At 67.2% G+C, this 15,945-nt stretch carries 15 protein-coding genes; 6 read left to right on the top strand and 9 right to left on the bottom strand.

Features of this window, described 5'->3' with window-relative positions:
* Positions 1–6: 6 nt before the first annotated feature.
* Both CCR98_RS05030 and CCR98_RS05025 read right to left on the bottom strand, forming a co-directional pair.
* Entirely contained in the window at positions 7–1,170 is a 1,164-nt protein-coding gene (locus CCR98_RS05030; protein ID WP_049400675.1) for a PilT/PilU family type 4a pilus ATPase, read from the bottom strand.
* A 79-nt stretch (positions 1,171–1,249) separates the two neighbouring features.
* Positions 1,250–2,287, bottom strand: a complete 1,038-nt coding sequence (locus tag CCR98_RS05025; RefSeq protein WP_004147099.1) for a type IV pilus twitching motility protein PilT — start codon at positions 2,285–2,287, stop codon at positions 1,250–1,252.
* An 87-nt stretch (positions 2,288–2,374) separates the two neighbouring features.
* On the opposite strand from CCR98_RS05025, the gene CCR98_RS05020 reads away from it, so the two are divergent.
* The gene (locus CCR98_RS05020; RefSeq protein ID WP_087921736.1) at positions 2,375–3,052 is read left to right on the top strand and encodes a YggS family pyridoxal phosphate-dependent enzyme; all 678 of its coding nucleotides are present in this window, start codon (positions 2,375–2,377) and stop codon (positions 3,050–3,052) included.
* A gap of 18 nt (positions 3,053–3,070) precedes the next feature.
* Positions 3,071–3,892 carry a pyrroline-5-carboxylate reductase gene (gene proC / locus CCR98_RS05015; RefSeq protein ID WP_087921735.1) on the top strand — a complete coding sequence of 274 codons (822 nt, stop codon included), beginning with the start codon at positions 3,071–3,073 and terminating at the stop codon, positions 3,890–3,892.
* Positions 3,893–3,993: 101 nt separating this feature from the next.
* Here the strand turns inward: proC and CCR98_RS05010 are convergent, their stop codons facing one another.
* Positions 3,994–4,869 carry a LysR family transcriptional regulator gene (locus tag CCR98_RS05010; protein ID WP_087921734.1) on the bottom strand — a complete coding sequence of 292 codons (876 nt, stop codon included), beginning with the start codon at positions 4,867–4,869 and terminating at the stop codon, positions 3,994–3,996.
* Positions 4,870–4,969: 100 nt separating this feature from the next.
* On the opposite strand from CCR98_RS05010, the gene CCR98_RS05005 reads away from it, so the two are divergent.
* Positions 4,970–5,572 carry a short chain dehydrogenase gene (locus CCR98_RS05005; RefSeq protein ID WP_087921733.1) on the top strand — a complete coding sequence of 201 codons (603 nt, stop codon included), beginning with the start codon at positions 4,970–4,972 and terminating at the stop codon, positions 5,570–5,572.
* Positions 5,573–5,638: 66 nt separating this feature from the next.
* Here CCR98_RS05005 and soxR read toward each other — a convergent pair whose 3' ends face one another.
* Positions 5,639–6,073, bottom strand: a complete 435-nt coding sequence (soxR, locus tag CCR98_RS05000; protein WP_005415534.1) for a redox-sensitive transcriptional activator SoxR — start codon at positions 6,071–6,073, stop codon at positions 5,639–5,641.
* 29 nt (positions 6,074–6,102) lie between these two features.
* Here soxR and CCR98_RS04995 point away from each other — a divergent pair, with 29 nt between their 5' ends.
* Positions 6,103–7,524, top strand: a complete 1,422-nt coding sequence (locus tag CCR98_RS04995) for an MFS transporter (protein WP_087921732.1) — start codon at positions 6,103–6,105, stop codon at positions 7,522–7,524.
* Positions 7,525–7,647: 123 nt separating this feature from the next.
* Here the strand turns inward: CCR98_RS04995 and CCR98_RS04990 are convergent, their stop codons facing one another.
* Both CCR98_RS04990 and CCR98_RS04985 read right to left on the bottom strand, forming a co-directional pair.
* On the bottom strand, positions 7,648–9,672 hold the full coding sequence (locus CCR98_RS04990) for a hypothetical protein (RefSeq protein WP_087921731.1): 2,025 nt from the start codon (positions 9,670–9,672) through the stop codon (positions 7,648–7,650).
* On the bottom strand, positions 9,672–10,646 hold the full coding sequence (locus tag CCR98_RS04985; protein WP_087921730.1) for a DUF4105 domain-containing protein: 975 nt from the start codon (positions 10,644–10,646) through the stop codon (positions 9,672–9,674). The genes CCR98_RS04990 and CCR98_RS04985 overlap by 1 nt, the downstream gene beginning before the upstream one ends.
* 170 nt (positions 10,647–10,816) lie before the next feature.
* On the opposite strand from CCR98_RS04985, the gene CCR98_RS04980 reads away from it, so the two are divergent.
* Positions 10,817–11,221 carry a GFA family protein gene (locus CCR98_RS04980; protein ID WP_087921729.1) on the top strand — a complete coding sequence of 135 codons (405 nt, stop codon included), beginning with the start codon at positions 10,817–10,819 and terminating at the stop codon, positions 11,219–11,221.
* Between the two features lie 385 nt (positions 11,222–11,606).
* Here the strand turns inward: CCR98_RS04980 and CCR98_RS04975 are convergent, their stop codons facing one another.
* The 3 genes from CCR98_RS04975 to CCR98_RS04965 form a co-directional block, all read right to left on the bottom strand.
* Entirely contained in the window at positions 11,607–12,485 is an 879-nt protein-coding gene (locus tag CCR98_RS04975) for a LysR family transcriptional regulator (protein ID WP_087921728.1), read from the bottom strand.
* Positions 12,482–13,423: an SDR family oxidoreductase gene (locus tag CCR98_RS04970; RefSeq protein ID WP_232463087.1), complete on the bottom strand. Its 942-nt coding sequence runs from the start codon at positions 13,421–13,423 to the stop codon at positions 12,482–12,484. Before CCR98_RS04970 ends, CCR98_RS04975 begins: the two co-directional genes overlap by 4 nt.
* 142 nt (positions 13,424–13,565) lie before the next feature.
* A complete protein-coding gene (locus tag CCR98_RS04965) occupies positions 13,566–14,429 on the bottom strand; it encodes a DMT family transporter (RefSeq protein ID WP_087921727.1) in 864 nt (287 codons plus the stop codon).
* A gap of 132 nt (positions 14,430–14,561) precedes the next feature.
* On the opposite strand from CCR98_RS04965, the gene CCR98_RS04960 reads away from it, so the two are divergent.
* Positions 14,562–15,941 carry a PLP-dependent aminotransferase family protein gene (locus CCR98_RS04960; RefSeq protein ID WP_087921726.1) on the top strand — a complete coding sequence of 460 codons (1,380 nt, stop codon included), beginning with the start codon at positions 14,562–14,564 and terminating at the stop codon, positions 15,939–15,941.
* Positions 15,942–15,945 lie beyond the last annotated feature (4 nt).

The raw sequence follows: 15,945 nt of genomic DNA, 5'->3' as shown, positions 1-15,945 counted from the left end.
GCCGGGTCACCGGATCTCGGAAATCTCCACGCCGTCCAGCCCCTGCGACAGGGTGCGCGCGTCGCCGCCCTGGCTGAGCTTGATGCGCAGGCGTACTTCGTTCTGCGAATCGGCGTAGCGCAGCGCGTCCTCGTAGCTGATCTCACCGGCCTGGTACAGCTCGAACAGGCTCTGGTCGAAGGTCTTCATGCCCAGCTGGACCGAGTCCTTCATCACTTCCTTCAGCTTGTGGATCTCGCCGTCGCGGATGTAGTCCTGCACCAGCGGCGTGCCCAGCAGGATCTCCATCGCCACCTTGCGCGAGCGGCCATCGGGCGACGGCACCAGCTGCTGCGCGACCACGCCCTTGAGGTTCAGCGACAGGTCCATCAGCAGCTGGTTGCGGCGGTCTTCCGGGAAGAAGTTGACGATGCGGTCCATCGCCTGGTTGGCGTTGTTGGCATGCAGGGTGCACAGCACCAGGTGGCCGGTTTCGGCGAACGCGATGGCGTGGTCCATGCCTTCGCGGGTACGCACCTCGCCGATCATGATCACGTCCGGCGCCTGGCGCAGGGTGTTCTTCAGCGCCGCTTCCCAGCTGTCGGTATCGATGCCGACCTCGCGCTGGGTGATGATGCAGCCCTCGTGCTTGTGCACGAATTCGATCGGGTCTTCGATGGTGATGATGTGGCCGGTCGAGTTCTGGTTGCGGTAGCCGATCATCGCCGCCAGCGAGGTCGATTTACCGGTACCGGTGGCGCCGACGAACAGGATGATGCCGCGCTTGGTCATCGCCAGTGTCTTGATGATCGGCGGCAGGCTCAGTTCTTCCACGGTCGGAATGCGCGTCTCGATGCGACGCAGCACCATGCCGACCTGGTTGCGCTGGTAGAAGCAGCTGACACGGAAGCGGCCGACACCGGACAGGCCGATGGCGAAGTTGCATTCGTGGGTCTTCTCGAATTCCTCGCGCTGCGCCGGGGTCATCACGTTCAGCACCAGGTCGCGGCTCTGCTGCGGCGTGAGCGGGGTCTGCGTGATCGGCGAGATCTTGCCGTTGACCTTCATCGCCGGCGGCATGCCAGCGGTGATGAACAGGTCCGAGGCGCGCTGGTGCGCCATCAGCTTGAGGAACGAAGTGAAATCGATGGTGGTCGCGGTGGTGTTCACGGCGGGCTCCCAATGGGGCATGTACCAGGAAACGGTCGGTGGAGGAAACGGCGCGGGTACGGCGGCGCACTGGCGCACGCCGCCCCGCTGCTGCCCCGCCTTACTCGAACAGGCGCTTGTCCTTGGCGTACTCGCGGGCCTGGTTGCGGGTGATCAGGCTGCGCTTGACCAGGTCCTGCAAGTGCTGGTCCAGGGTCATCATGCCGTACTGCTGGCCGGTCTGGATGGCCGAGTACATCTGCGCCACCTTGTCCTCGCGGATCAGGTTGCGGATGGCCGGGGTGCCGACCATGATTTCCCACGCAGCGGTACGACCGCCGCCGACCTTCTTCAGCAGGGCCTGCGAGATCACCGCACGCAGCGACTCGGACAGCATCGAACGCACCATCGGCTTTTCGCCGGCCGGGAACACGTCGATGATACGGTCGATGGTCTTGGCCGCCGAACTGGTGTGCAGGGTGCCGAACACCAGGTGGCCGGTTTCCGCGGCGGTCAGTGCCAGGCGGATGGTTTCCAGGTCACGAAGTTCGCCGACCAGGATGATGTCCGGGTCCTCACGCAGTGCCGAGCGCAGGGCTTCATTGAAGCCATGCGTGTCGCGGTGCACTTCGCGCTGGTTGATCAGGCACTTCTGCGAGGTATGCACGAATTCGATCGGATCCTCGACGGTGAGGATGTGGCCGTACTCGTTCTTGTTGATGTAGTCGATCATCGCCGCCAGCGTGGTCGACTTGCCCGAACCGGTCGGACCGGTCACCAGGATCAGGCCCTGCGGCTGCTGGATCACTTCGCGGAACAGCGGCGGGCAGGCCAGGTCCTCGAGGGTGAGCACCTCGGACGGAATGGTACGGAACACCGCACCGGCGCCGCGGTTCTGGTTGAACGCGTTCACACGGAAGCGCGCCAGCGACGGGATCTCGAAGGAGAAGTCCACTTCGAGGAATTCCTCGTAATCGCGGCGCTGCTTGTCGGACATGATGTCGTACACCAGCGCGTGGACCTGCTTGTGGTCCAGGGCTGGGATGTTGATCCGGCGAACATCGCCGTCCACGCGGATCATCGGCGGCAGGCCTGCGGACAGGTGCAGGTCGGACGCTTTGTTCTTTACGGAAAACGCCAGCAGTTCGGCGATATCCATGAGCGGCTACTCCCCAATAACGGCTTCGACTGGAAGGATCTTTCCCCGGGCGGCAGTATAGCCTCCTGATTCAACGGAACGCGTTACGTGGCCACTCCCCTGCCCCAGATCCTGAGCAACCTGCATGCTGCCGCCGAGGCGGCCGGCCGGCCCGATCCGCGCCTGCTGGCCGTTTCCAAGACCCAACCGGCCGAGGCTGTGGCCGCGCTGGCCGCACAGGGCCAGCATGCCTTCGGCGAGAACTATGTGCAGGAAGCGCTGGCCAAGATGCAGGCGCTGCAGCACCTGGCGCTGGAGTGGCACCTGATCGGCCACCTGCAGTCGAACAAGGCCGATGCCGTGGCCACCCATTTCGACTGGGTGCAGAGCGTGGACCGGCCCAAGCTGGTGACGGCGCTGGCGCGCCATCGCCCGGCCACGCGCGGCCCGCTGAACGTGCTGATCCAGGTCAACATCGACGATGAGTCCAGCAAGCACGGCTGTGCTCCGGAAGAAGTGGACGCACTGGCCGCGGCGATTGCCGCCGAGCCCACCCTGCGCCTGCGTGGCCTGATGGCGATTCCGGCGCCGTGGCCCGAGGCCGAGCGCCGTCGGGATGCATTCGTGCGCATGCGCACCCTTTTCCAGTCACTGGCCGCCCAGTATGCGCAGGTCGACACGCTGTCGATGGGCATGAGCAGCGACTACGCCGAAGCCATCGCCGAGGGCGCCACCCTGGTGCGCATCGGCACCGCCCTGTTCGGCGCGCGTCCGCGCCCGGCCTGATTTTCCAAGGAGACTTCCATGGCAGCTGATTCCATCACCTTCATCGGCGGCGGCAACATGGCGCGCAGCCTGATCGCCGGCCTGATCCGCCAGGGCGTGCCCGCCGCGGACATCCACGTGGCCGAACCGGTTGCCACACTGCGCGAGTCGCTGGCCACCGATTTCGGCGTACAGGTACACGACAACGCCGCCGATGCCGCCGCACAGGGCCGCACCTGGCTGCTTGCAGTAAAGCCGCAGGTGCTGCGCGAGGTCTGCCAGTCGCTGCAGGCACTGGCCCAGGCAAACCGGCCGCTGGTGGTGTCCATTGCCGCCGGCATCACCAGCGCGCAGCTGGAGCGCTGGCTGGGCGGCGACCTGCCGGTGGTGCGTGCAATGCCCAACACGCCGGCCCTGCTCGGCGCCGGCGTGACCGGCCTGTATGCCACGCCGTCGGTGGATGCACAGCAGCACGCGCAGGCCGAACAGGTATTGGCCAGTGCCGGCCGCACGGTGTGGATCGAACGCGAGGCGCTGATGGATTCGGTCACTGCCGTGTCAGGCAGCGGGCCGGCCTACGTATTCCTGCTGGCCGAAGCGATGGAAGCGGCGGGCATTGCCCAGGGCCTACCGGCCGAGGCCGCGCGCACGCTGGTGGTGCAGACCTTGCTGGGCGCCTCGCGCATGCTGGATGAGGCCGGCGAAAGCCCGGCCGAACTGCGCCGTCGCGTGACCTCGCCGAACGGCACCACCCAGGCTGCGATCGAGCGCTTCCAGGCTGGTGGTTTCGAAGCACTGGTGGATACGGCACTGCGCGCCGCGCAGGTGCGTGGGCAAGAACTGTCTGCGGCGAATGATTGAAACAGGCGTGCCGACCAACGGTCGGCACCCACCGTCATCCACGCGTGGCGTGGATCTACTGATGCCTGTCTCTTCAGTAGATCCACGCCATGCGTGGATGCTCATTGCCCCAATGTGGCCATGACGAAATCGACGAAGCACTGCAGGCGCGGGCGCGGCCGTCGATCCGGCAGGTAGATCAGATGCATCGGCCGCGGTTCGGGCAGGTAGTCGCGCAGCAGCGGCTTCAACCGCCCGGCCGCGATCTCGCCGGCCAGCAGGGCGGTCGGCTGCAGCACCAGCCCGGCTCCTGCCACGGCGGCCTCACGCAGCGCGACACCGTCGTTGCAGGTCAGCCGCGCCTCCCAGTCCACCTGTTCACCGTTGGCCAGCTGCCAGCCATGGCCACCACGCCAGGCGAGATGGCTCAGGCAGTCATGCCCTGCCAGATCCGCCGGCGTGCGCGGCGTGCCGCGCCGGCGCAGGTACGACGGCGCCGCGCACAGGCTCATTGCATACGGCGGCAGCGGCCGCGCCACCACCTCCTGCGATGGCAGCGGTCCGACCCGGATCGCCACGTCGAAGCCGTCCTCGATCAGATCCACGCGGCGGTTGCTCAGGTCCAGCTCGATGTTCAACTGCGGCTGCGCGCGCAGCAGGCCGGCCAGCTGCGGCGCCAGCACGCAGCTGCCCCAGGTAGTCGGCGCACTGACCCGCAGCAGGCCACGTGGCTGTACCTGCAGGCCGGCCACATCGGCCTCGGCCTGCTGCACCTGCTCCAGCACCTGCCGGCAGCCGGCCAGGTAGGCGCTGCCGGCTTCGGTCAGGCGCTGGCGGCGGGTGTTCCGTTGCAGCAGCGCGGTCCCCAGGTGCGCCTCCAGCTGCTGGATGTACTTGCCCACCATCACCGCAGAGACCTGCAGCTGTTCGGCGGCGCCGGCGAAGCTGCCACGCTCGGCCGCCGCCACGAAAGCCTGCATGCAGCGAAGGGTGTCCATTGCTAATCCAGAGTTAGGAATCTGCGAATCATACGCCGCTTACCTAACCCTGCTGTGAGGGCGCAGACTGCGCCCATTCCCTCTCCCGCAAGGAACCGCCATGAAGATCCTCCTCGTTGGTGCCAGCGGCACCCTGGGCCAGGCAGTCGCCCGCCAGCTCGGCCAGCAGCATCAGATCCTCGCCGCCGGCCTCCACAGCGGCGAGTTGCGTGTGGACCTGACCGATGACGCCAGCGTTGCCGAACTGTTCGCGCGTACCGGCCCGGTCGATGCGGTGATCTCCACCGCCGGCAAGCTGCACTTCGGCCCGCTGCAGGAGATGACGCCCGAGCAGTTCAACCTCGGCCTGCAGGACAAACTGCTGGGCCAAGTGCGGCTGGCCCTGGCCGCGCAGCACCACCTCAACGCCGGCGGCTCGATCACCCTGACCAGCGGCATCGTCAGCGCACAGCCCATCCGCGATGGCGTCAACGCCACCTCGGTGAATGCCGCACTGGAAGGCTTCGTGCGTGCCGCCGCACTCGAGCTGCTGCCGCGCGGCCTGCGCATCAACGTGGTCAGCCCGAACGTGCTGGTCGAATCGATGGCCGCCTACGGCCCCTACTTCCCGGGCTTCGAGGCGGTGAGCGCGCAGCGCGCGGCATTGGCCTTCCAGCGCGCGGTGGAAGGCATCCAGAGCGGCGAGACGATCACGGTCTGGTAAGAAAAAGGGGACGGAGGGGATCAAGTCGTTTGTGCACTTGCGACTTAATCCCCTCCGTCCCCTTTTTCATTCCCAGCGCATCGGGCCGTCGCCGCGTTCGCCGAGCACGTCGCCCGGGTTGGCCAGGCGGCAATGCTGCAGCGACAGGCAACCACAGCCGATGCAACCGGTCAGTTCATCGCGCAGCAACTGCAGCATGTGGATGCGCTCTTCCAGCTCGGTACGCCAGCGCGCGGACAGCTTGGCCCAGTCGGCCTTGGTCGGCGCGCGGCCTTCAGGCAGGCTCTCGAAGGCACGACCGACCGCTTCCAGTGGCATGCCCACCCGCTGCGCCACGCGGATCACCGCCAGCCGGCGCAGTACATCCCGGCTGTACCGGCGTTGGTTGCCCGAAGTGCGCAGGCTGCTGATCAGCCCCTTGCGCTCGTAGAAATGCAGTGCGGAAACGGCCACGCCACTGCGCTGGGAGACCTCGCCAACGCTGAGTTCCTGGGATGCCATTGCTTGACCTCAACTACAGTTGAGGTGTCATGCTGCTATCTTCACCGCCCGTTGACAAGCGCGGCCCGCATCTGACCCGTATGACCCCGCCCCTCTCTCCCGCCGACGCCCGCCTGCCGGCTGACACCTCGATCCTGTCCGAGCGCTACCGCGCCACCACCATCGGCATGGTCGCGCTGGTCGCGCTGCACGCCTTCGAGGCATTGGCCGTCGCGGCCGCGATGCCTACCGTGGCCGAAGCTCTGGATGGCCTGCGCCTGTACGCGCTGGCCTTTGGCGGCACCCTGGCCACCAGCGTCATCGGCATGACCCTGGCAGGGCGCTGGGCCGATCGTCACGGCCCTGCGCGGCCACTCTGGTACGGCATGGGCTGCTTCGTGCTGGGCCTGTTGCTGGCCGGCTTTGCGATGCGCATGGGCATGCTGGTGGCCGGGCGCCTGATGCAAGGCCTGGGCGCGGGCGCGATCTCGGTCTCACTGTACGTGATGGTCGGTCGCAGCTACCCCGAGCACCTGCGACCGAAGGTGTTCGCGGCGTTCTCTGCAGGTTGGGTGGTGCCCTCGATGGTCGGCCCGGCATTGAGTGGGTTGATCGTGCAGCATCTGGGCTGGCGCTGGGTGTTCCTGGCGGTGCCGCTGCTGGCGATACCGGCGGCACTGCTGCTGCGCCCGGCACTGGCACGCATGCAGTCCACCGTTGCGCTCGGCAACGATGGCGAACGCGGCAACGTGGTGCGCTGGGCCACTGGTGCCGCACTGGCCGCACTGCTGCTCTACGTCGGCGGTCAGCAACAGGGCATGGCCGCCCTGCTCTGCATCGGCGTAGCGATGCTGGTGCTGCTGTTCTGCGTGCATCGGCTGCTGCCAGCCGGAACACTGATCCTGCGCCGCGGCCTGCCCAGCGTGATCGCGCTGCGCGGTATCGCTGCGGCGGCGTTCTTCGCCTGCGAGGCCTATCTGCCCCTGCTGCTGCAGCGCGAACGCGGGCTCTCGCCCAGCTGGGCTGGCGCGGTGCTCAGCCTTGGCGCACTGGGCTGGTTCGCCGGCTCCTGGCTGCAGGGTCACCAGCAACGCGGCTGGTCACGCCAGCAGCTGCTGCGCGTTGGTACCGTGATGATGACGGTCGGCATCGCCGCAACGCTGGCCGTGCTGTTCAAGCAGATGCCACTGCCGGTCGCGCTGGTCGGTTGGGCCGTGACCGGTTTCGGCATGGGCATGATCTACGCCAGCCTGTCGGTGCTGACCCTGTCGCTGTCAGCGCCGCATGAGCAGGGTGCCAATACCTCGGCGCTGCAGCTGAGCGAGGCGCTGTCGGTGACCACCGCGCTGGCAGTCTCCGGCGCGCTGTTCGCAATGTTCGTGGAAAGCGCGCCGCACACGGGCTACCTGCTGTGCCTGGCGATCACTTTCGGCCTGGCGGTGCTGGCCACGGTGATCGCACGGCGGGTGTAGCGCCGCCGGACGGATTCCGCCGGGCATGGCCCGGCGCTACCGAAGAGGCGGATCACGTCGACGCAGCGTCGGCCGGAAAGGCGCGCCGCGGTAGCGCCGGGCCATGCCCGGCGAGCGCAGCGGTCAGGGTTTCGCGCCGGTCCCCACATCATCGATATCCCGATGCAGGATGCGCCGCACTTCCAGTACGGCCTGCGGAGTTTCCTGCACACTGTGGCCGGAAATGATCACTTTCTCCGACAGCGCGCCCGGCAAGTGCGCGCTCCAGTACGGCACCAGCCCGTCATCGGACTTCTCCACCGGCAGCTCCGGCTTGCGCTGGGCGATGATCGAGTGGTACTTCAGGCCCGCTTCGATCGGCAGCTGCGCGGCGGCCTTCACGAACGGATCGCTGGCCTTGAGGTTGTCGATGCTGTTGGGGATCTTCGGCTTGGCGGTGCCATCAACCTGCTGTTCGGCCTGTGCCAGCGCCATGAACACATCCTCGAACTTGCCGAGAATGGTCAGTGGCAGGCGCACCAGGCGCCCGATCAGGCGCCCGACCTTGTTGCCGGCGATATCCGTGCCCTGGTGCGGCGCGGCGATGAAGATCGCGCGCTCCACGTTCGGCTGTGCCTTGAAGTGCAGCAGCGGCCCCAGCTTGGTCTGCACCCGCTTCAGCCGTTCACCCTTCAGGTCGTAGTTGGCCAGCAGGTCATCCCACAGCACGTCGCCCGAATCGCTTACCAGCAGCCGCGCCAGTACGCCACCCATGCTGTGGCCGATGTAGACCATGTCCTTCGATGCACGCGTGCTGCCGTTGGGGTCGAAATGCTTCAGCGTGTCGTTGAACGCATTGGCGATCTCGTAGCGGTTCAGCGCGATCGGTGCGTTGGTCGGGTAGTAGACCTGCCACACCTGGAACTGCTGGCGCAGCTCGGGATCGCCCATGATCTCGTTGGCCAGGTTCACCCAGGCTTCCGGGCTGCTGGCCAGGCCGTGCAGCATGAAGATGATGCGGCGATTCGGGTCCCACGGCTGCATCAGGTAGATGTGCGGTTCGCCGATGCCTTCGCTCATGCCGAACAAGGTGCGCAGTGACTGCCGGGCGAAGCCACTCTGTGCCAGCCACAGGCCGTAGGCGGCGGTGAAATTGCCGGCCAGCGGCACCTGTTCACCGTGCAGGGTGATGCGCTCGGTGGCTTCGGGCGAATAGGCATCCAGTTCGACCCGGCGCGTGCGCATCACGTCTTCCAGGCTGCTGCCCTCGAAACGCAGCAGTGCGGTGACGTTGATCGAGGACATCTCACTGAACTCGGGCACCGAATCGTCATGGCGATGACGGCGGCCACGACGCGCGTCGTCCCCATCGTCCGATGCCGTTTCGGCCTTCGGACCATCCGGCGCGATCACCGGCGCGACCAGCTTCGGCGGGTCCATCACCATCACCAGTTCGGCGCCGAAGCCATCGCGCCGATAGGTGCTGCGCAGGCCGACGAAGCTGACCGTACCGGCCGGCACCAGCTGCGCAGGAACGCTCTTCAGGCCCAGCTGCTGGTAGTTGGACGCCAGCGACCAGCTGCCGACCGTGAGCGGCTTCGTATAGTCCTCGCCGGCCAGCGCAGCGGCGCGTGCGCGCACGAACAGCACCACTGCCGCCTTCTCGGCCGCGTAGTTGTAGTAGTCGCGCACCTGCGTCTGCCGGTCTTCGAAGGCACGGTCGGACGGTGAGCGGCCGCTGTAGAACAGGTAGGCATAGGCATAGCGCGCGGCTTCCAGCCAGGCGTCCAGCGCCGCATCGCTCATCGGCGGATCGCCAGCGGCGGTCTTCTTCGGCGTCAACGCCAGCGCAGCCTTGACCCACAATTCGGACAACGCCGACAGCCGCTGCTCGACATTGAGATCGTCGGTCATCAGCAACGTGCTGCGGCAGACCAGGAAGTCCTTCTCGCACTGCGACTCGTCCAGGCCCGCCGCGCTGAGCGTCTCGCGCGCGGCCGGGCTGAGCTTGCCGGTGTTGAGCACGTCGGCGCGCTTGTTGACCAGCGAATCGCTGGACTTGACCTGCTTGACGGTCACCATCGCGCAGCCGCTGCTGCCCAGCAGCAGGAAGGCGGCGAACAACACCGGCAGCGCGCGCTGCCAGCGGATCAGGAAGAGTCGGGTCATTACTGCGGGTCCTGCTCGGTGCCGGGTACGCCCTGGCGGATTACGGTGGAGAAGTGGTCGCCGCTGCCCAGGTCCAGCGCACGCTGGGTGATGCGGCCCTTGTCATGCAGCTCGGCGTACGGCACACCCGGCGTGAGCGCACCCACCTCCTGCGCGTACTCGGCCAGATACCCGGACAGCAGCAGGCGATAGTCCAGCGGCAGGCGCGGCGCGATGTGCCGGGCCAGGTCGAAGACGATGGTGGTGCAGTTGCTGGTGAGCGTGTTGTAGAAGCCCGGCTTCGCATCCAGCTCACGCGCCTGCGCGATGTAGGCGGTGAACAATTCCTTCAGCTGCTCGCGGTCCATGCCATGCAGGCGGTACAGGTAGACATCCTCGCCGCGCGCGTTGGTACGGGTGCGGATGATGTCGGTCTCTTCCGAGGCCACCAGGGTCATCTCGAACTTGCGGAAGAAACCACCCAGCGCCGAGAACGATTCGCCGCGTTCCTTGCGGATCTCCAACGAAAACACCACGTGCCGCCCATCCTCGAAACCAAATGAGATGAGGGTGTGGGCGATCGCCGGGCCCATCCAGTACGACAGCACCAGGTCGGCCGAGCGCAGCTGGTCCAGGTCGTATTCGCGGCGCACCCAGCGCGCGTCGTAGTCGGTTTCGCTGCGCCAGGTGAAATCACGCACGTTGTCGAACACCACGTGGCGCCCGTCGAAGGACACCACATGGAGGCGCTGCGCCACGTCATCGGCCCACACGCGGTCCTGGCGCGGGGTCAGCAGCAGCCACCAGAGGCCAGCCAGCGCGAGCGAGGCGCCGAACGCCATGCCCAGTCGACGATTGCCACGGCCACGCGCCACCCGCCACGACGCCCACAGCGCGACCAGCAGCCACAGCCCGGCGACACCGGTGGTCAGCCAGCCCGGCCCCGGCATCTGATAGGCCAGCAGCCCGCTCACCCACAGCGCCAGCAGCGCCATGGCACTTCCTGTCATCCATCGTCCTGCGGCTTTCACTGGCATCCTGTCGGGGTCTTGAAGCCGCATAGTTAGCCACAAGCGGGTTCACCGTGGCATCTACGGCCCGTTCAGGCACGCCGGTGCACCGTCTGCGGCGGCCCCGCGGCCAGATGGATCACACAGGAGCAACGATGGGCATCACTTCCGTGGCCGGCGTTCCGGTCCAACCCCAGCATCGCGCGACCTGCCACTGTGGCTCGGTCGAGCTGCTGCTGGACCTGCCGGACGGGATCGTTGATCCCCGCCGCTGCGATTGCTCGATGTGCCGGCGCCGTGGCGCCATCGCCGCCAGCGTCACCCGCCAGGGCCTGCAGGTCGTACGCGGGCATCATCACCTGCAGAAGTACCAGTTCAACACCCATGTGGCCGAACACTACTTCTGCGGCGTGTGCGGCATCTACACCCACCACCGGCGCCGCTCCAACCCCGACCAGTACGGCTACAACGTGGCGTGCCTGGAAGGCATCGACCCGTTTGCGCTGGGCATCATCCCGGTCAACGACGGGGTCAACCACCCCGCCGACCGCACCGGCTAGTGGCGGGTACGGCGCGGCGGCGTGGCGACCTTCTGCCAAGGCGCCATGCCGCTGCGCCCGGCCCGCACAGGGCGTTTCAGCCAGGGGCGGCGTGGCGGTGCCTGCGGCGCGTCCGCGACCGGGGGAGGAAGTGGTCTACGGCCGGGCCAGAGATGATCGAGCAGCCACATGGCAGGTCTCCGTGGGGGACGGGGACGATCAATGCTAGGCGCGGGCCGGCATAGGGAGCGTGAGCGGGAAACGACAGCGGGATGACGGAGGAGGTGGGGGTGGGAACCCCTTTGGACCTCGGTGCGCTGGTGCAGTGCACGCTTCTGCTCGAGGCAGGTGTCGCCGAAGGTTGGTTCTACGAGAGCGCCCGCCGCCGCCGGATTCGTCGACGACGTCAGGCCCCGCCGGCCGCCTCCAGAAAATTCCTCAGCACCGGTGACGGCTGTTCCGGCCGCATGCAGAAAGGCAGGTCAAAGCGCGCTGCTTCATCCTCCAGCACGCGATAGACGATCTCATGAGGGCGGAAGCTGGCCATGCTGGCTGGAACGATTGCCACGCCAGCGTCCACCGCCACCAGTGACAACACCGCATGCATGCCCTGCGCTTCCTGCACCACGCGCGGGGTGAAGCCCGCCGCGGTGCACAGGCCCAGCACCTGCGCGTGGAAGCCGATGCCCTCGCCCGCCGGCCATGAAACGAACGGTTCGTCGGCCAGCATCACCACACTGACCTCTGCCGCATCGGCCAACGCATGTGCACGCGGCAGCGCAATCGCCAGGCGGTCGTGGTCGAAGTCGTGCAGCACCAGCTCGGCGGTGGGAATCGGTGGAATCAGCACGCCGATGTCGATGCGCTGCTCACGCAGCCACAGCTGCTGCTGGCGCGACGTGGCTTCCTGCAGGTGCAGCCGTACCTGCGGGTACTGCTGGCGGAAGCGACGGATCAGGCCAGGCAGGCGCCCATACAGCGCACTGCCCACATAGCCCACCCGCAGGCTACCGGACTGCCCGGCAGCAGCTTCGCGGGTGCGCTGCAGCGCCTGCTCGGCCTGCTGCAGCGTTGCCCGCGCCCCCATCAGCAACGTCTGCCCGGCCACGGTCAGGCCCAGGGTGCGATTGCCGCGCACGATCAGTTCGCTGCCGACTTCGTCTTCCAGCCGTCGTATTGCCGCCGTCAGCGGTGGCTGCGACATGTGCAGGCGCGCTGCAGCGCGGTGGAAATGCAGTTCTTCGGCCACGGCCACGAACTGGCGAAGCAGGCGCAGGTCGATCATCTCGGTGCCGGCAGTGGGAACCTGCCTAGGGTACGCCCTCCGCCGCGCACGTCGACGCTGGCGCGGGCGATGGCCGGCCACTGCAGCGCCACCGATTCGATGCTGTCGGCACTGACCGCGCACAGATCCCTTGGGTACGCCACATGCTCGGCCTCCTGCAGGCGCAGTGCGTGGAACTGGCCATTGCTTGCGCGCAGCACCCAGCCGCCGTCCTGGCAGTGCCTGGATGCCAGATAGACCACACCTTGCGCAACAGCTTCCGGATGCAGTTCGTCGGGCTCACCCTCGATGCCCCACATGCGCGTCTTTGCCACCGGCGAAACCGCATTGACCACGATGCCATGCTCGGCGCCCTCCAGCGCCAGCACATTGACCAGGCCCAGCGCCGCCAGCTTGCCCATCGCGTAAGCGGACAGCCCGCGCTGTGCGTACTGCGGATACAGCGCGCGATCGGACGTGGTGATGACGATGCGCCCACCGCCTGCCGCGCGCATCGCCGGCCACGCCGCCTGCGCCAGCCACAGCGGCGTCTTCGCCGCCAAGCACAGCATCTGTTCCAGCACATCGTCCTCGATCGCTTCCAGTGGCTGGTACTCGACCCAGCCCGCGTTGTGGATCAGGAAGTCGATGCGGCCGTGCGCCTGCAGCAGTTCCTGCACCAGCGCATGGCAACCGCTGCGATGATCGATGGGACCACTTGCGGCCTGCACCAGCAGACCCCGCGCCCGCAACACTTCGACGCTGCGCAGGATGCGCTGCGGGTCAACGCCCCGGCCATCCGTACCGGCACCGACGTCATGCATCAGCACCTGCGCACCGCGCTCGGCCAGCAGGCGGCTGTAGGCCAGGCCCAGTCCACCGGCGGCACCCGTCACAAGGCCCACCTGGCCTTCAAAGGAAATTCGGGAAATCGGCTGCATCTGCACAGCTTCGGCCATGCATCCAGGTTGCGGCCAATACCATTGACCACAGCGCACGATACGCCCGCGCTATCACTGGAAAAGGGGACGGAGGGGATTAAGTCGTTTCAGGCACAGTAGGACCGATTACGACTTAATCCCCTCCGTCCCCTTTTTTCGCTCAGCGACTGAAGCGGCGGGCGCCTGCCACGCAGATCACGGCGACCACGGTCACCAGCACCATGCTGAGGCTGACCGATTCGTGCAGCAGCAGCGCGGCCAGGGCCAGGCCGAAGAACGGCTGCAGCAACTGCAACTGGCCAACAGCGGCGATACCGCCCTGCGCAAGCCCGCGGTACCAGAACAGGAAGCCGATCAGCATGCTGAACACCGCCACGTAGCCCAGCGCCCACCACGCCGAGGCACCGACCGCAGTGAACGAGGCCGGGCGCATCAGCACCGTCAGCGGCAGCATCACCGGCAGCGCCAGCAGCAACGCCCAGCTGATCACCTGCCAGCCGCCCAGATGACGGGCGAGCCGGCCGCCTTCGGCATAGCCCAGCCCGCACACCACGATTGCCGCCAGCATCAGCAGGTCGGCCTGCAATGACGCCTCAATGCCGTTGCGCACTGCATAGCCGACCACGCAGGCGCTGCCCAGCAACGAGAACAACCAGAACGCCGGGCGCGGCCGCTCGCCACCGCGCAGCACGCCGAATACCGCGGTGCTCAACGGCAGCAGGCCGACAAACACGATGGTGTGCGCCGATGACGCATGGCGCAGGGCGAGCGCGGTCAGCAGCGGAAAGCCGACCACTACGCCGAGGCTGACCACCACCAGGCCTGGCAGGTCACTGCGGCGCGGCCACGGCTGGCGCAGCAGCAACAACAGACCCAGGCCGAGCACAGCGGCGATGGTGGCGCGTGCGGCAGTAACGAACCCCGCATCCAGCTGCAGCACCGCCAGGCGGGTAGCCGGCAACGAGCCCGCGAAAATCACTACACCGATGAAGCCATTGATCCAACCACTCGCCGACCGTTCCACGCCTGTGATCCTGAAGTGCCGGGCGATGCCTGGCGGAGCCTGTATGGAAGCATCCAGCGCGGAACCGCCCCAGCTACAATCCAGTACAGTCGCAAAGAACTGTACTGCCCACACTTCCACTACAGTGCTGCCATGCCACGTCCGCTTACCCGCATCGAATCGGTCATCCAGACCGTCCGCAACCGCATCACCGCACGCGTGGATGGCCCCGGCTCCCGCCTGCCTTCGGTGCGCGCGCAGGCGGCTGCGATGGGGGTGTCGGTCTCCACCGTGGTCGAAGCCTACGAGCGCCTCGCGGCCGAAGGCCTGATCACGGCGCGCGCAGGATCCGGCTTCTACGTCAGTGGGCCCGCCGCACCGCTGGCACTGGCCGAGATGGAGCCCCGGCTGGACCGCGCCGTGGACCCGTTGTGGGTGTCGCGGCAGTCGCTGGAAACCCCGCCGGGCCACCTCAAGCCAGGGTGCGGCTGGATGCCCAGCGACTGGCTGTATCACGATGGCGTGCGCCGCGGCCTGCGTCGGTTGGCCCGTGCCGATGCCATGCATCTGGCCGACTACGCCGGCCCACTCGGGCTGCCCGCGTTGCGCCAGCTGCTGCAACGGCGAAGCGCCACGCTGGGCATCGATGCACCGATGGAGCAGATCCTGCTGACCGAATCCGGGACGCACGCGGTCGACCTGATCTGCCGCTTCCTGCTCAAGCCCGGTGATTGCGTGCTGGTCGATGACCCCAGCTACTTCAATTACCACGCGCTGCTGAAGGCACACCAGGTACAGGCAGTGGGTGTGCCGTACACGCCCACCGGCCCGGACCTTGAAGCGTTCGAACGCGCATTGCAGGAGCATTCGCCGCGGCTGTACATCACCAACTCCGGCCTGCACAACCCGACCGGCGCGGTGCTTTCGGCCAGCACCGCACATCGCCTGCTGGGCCTGGCCGAACGCAGCGAACTGATCATCGTCGAGGACGACATCTTCGCCGACTTCGAACTGCAGCCTGCACCCCGGCTGGCCGCACTGGATGGGCTGTCGCGGGTGATCCACGTCGGCAGCTTCTCCAAAACACTGTCGGCTGCATCGCGCTGCGGCTACATCGCCGCGCGCCACGACTGGATCGACGCATTGACCGACCTGAAGCTGGCGACCAGCTTCGGCGGTGGCCATCTGGCCGCGCAGCTGATGCACATCGCGCTGACCGACAGTGGCTATCGCCGCCACATGCAATCGGTGCGTTCGCGCCTGGCCGACGCGCGCCGGCACGCGCTGCGGAAACTGCAGGCGCTGGGCGTCACGCCATGGCTGCAGCCGGAGGCTGGCCTGTTCCTGTGGTGCCAGCTGCCGGATGGCCGCGACGCCGCCGCGCTGGCCCGGCAGTGCCTGCGCGAAGGCATCGTGCTGGCGCCGGGCAACGCGTTCAGCCAGTCGCAGCGCGCGGCCGACTATGTGCGCTTCAATGTTTCGCAGTGCCAGGACGCAAGGATCTGGCAGGTGCTGGCGCGGGAGTTGCGCTGAGCGG

The organism is Stenotrophomonas sp. WZN-1 (genome assembly GCF_002192255.1).
Taxonomy (GTDB): domain Bacteria; phylum Pseudomonadota; class Gammaproteobacteria; order Xanthomonadales; family Xanthomonadaceae; genus Stenotrophomonas.
Note: the sequence above shows the minus strand (reverse complement) of the source record. Positions and strands in the feature narration are given on the sequence as shown.

What these genes read in the sequence shown, in the direction of transcription:
- CCR98_RS04970 (WP_232463087.1), bottom strand. Translation starts at nt 13,423, where the DNA reads ATGGCCGAAGCTGTGCAGATGCAGCCGATTTCCCGAATTTCCTTTGAA.
- proC (WP_087921735.1), top strand. Translation starts at nt 3,071, where the DNA reads ATGGCAGCTGATTCCATCACCTTCATCGGCGGCGGCAACATGGCGCGC.
- CCR98_RS05030 (WP_049400675.1), bottom strand. Translation starts at nt 1,170, where the DNA reads ATGCCCCATTGGGAGCCCGCCGTGAACACCACCGCGACCACCATCGAT.
- CCR98_RS05025 (WP_004147099.1), bottom strand. Translation starts at nt 2,287, where the DNA reads ATGGATATCGCCGAACTGCTGGCGTTTTCCGTAAAGAACAAAGCGTCC.
- CCR98_RS05010 (WP_087921734.1), bottom strand. Translation starts at nt 4,869, where the DNA reads ATGGACACCCTTCGCTGCATGCAGGCTTTCGTGGCGGCGGCCGAGCGT.
- CCR98_RS04975 (WP_087921728.1), bottom strand. Translation starts at nt 12,485, where the DNA reads ATGATCGACCTGCGCCTGCTTCGCCAGTTCGTGGCCGTGGCCGAAGAA.
- CCR98_RS04985 (WP_087921730.1), bottom strand. Translation starts at nt 10,646, where the DNA reads ATGGCGCTGCTGGCGCTGTGGGTGAGCGGGCTGCTGGCCTATCAGATG.
- soxR (WP_005415534.1), bottom strand. Translation starts at nt 6,073, where the DNA reads ATGGCATCCCAGGAACTCAGCGTTGGCGAGGTCTCCCAGCGCAGTGGC.
- CCR98_RS04995 (WP_087921732.1), top strand. Translation starts at nt 6,103, where the DNA reads ATGCTGCTATCTTCACCGCCCGTTGACAAGCGCGGCCCGCATCTGACC.
- CCR98_RS04980 (WP_087921729.1), top strand. Translation starts at nt 10,817, where the DNA reads ATGGGCATCACTTCCGTGGCCGGCGTTCCGGTCCAACCCCAGCATCGC.
- CCR98_RS04990 (WP_087921731.1), bottom strand. Translation starts at nt 9,672, where the DNA reads ATGACCCGACTCTTCCTGATCCGCTGGCAGCGCGCGCTGCCGGTGTTG.
- CCR98_RS05005 (WP_087921733.1), top strand. Translation starts at nt 4,970, where the DNA reads ATGAAGATCCTCCTCGTTGGTGCCAGCGGCACCCTGGGCCAGGCAGTC.
- CCR98_RS04960 (WP_087921726.1), top strand. Translation starts at nt 14,562, where the DNA reads ATGCCACGTCCGCTTACCCGCATCGAATCGGTCATCCAGACCGTCCGC.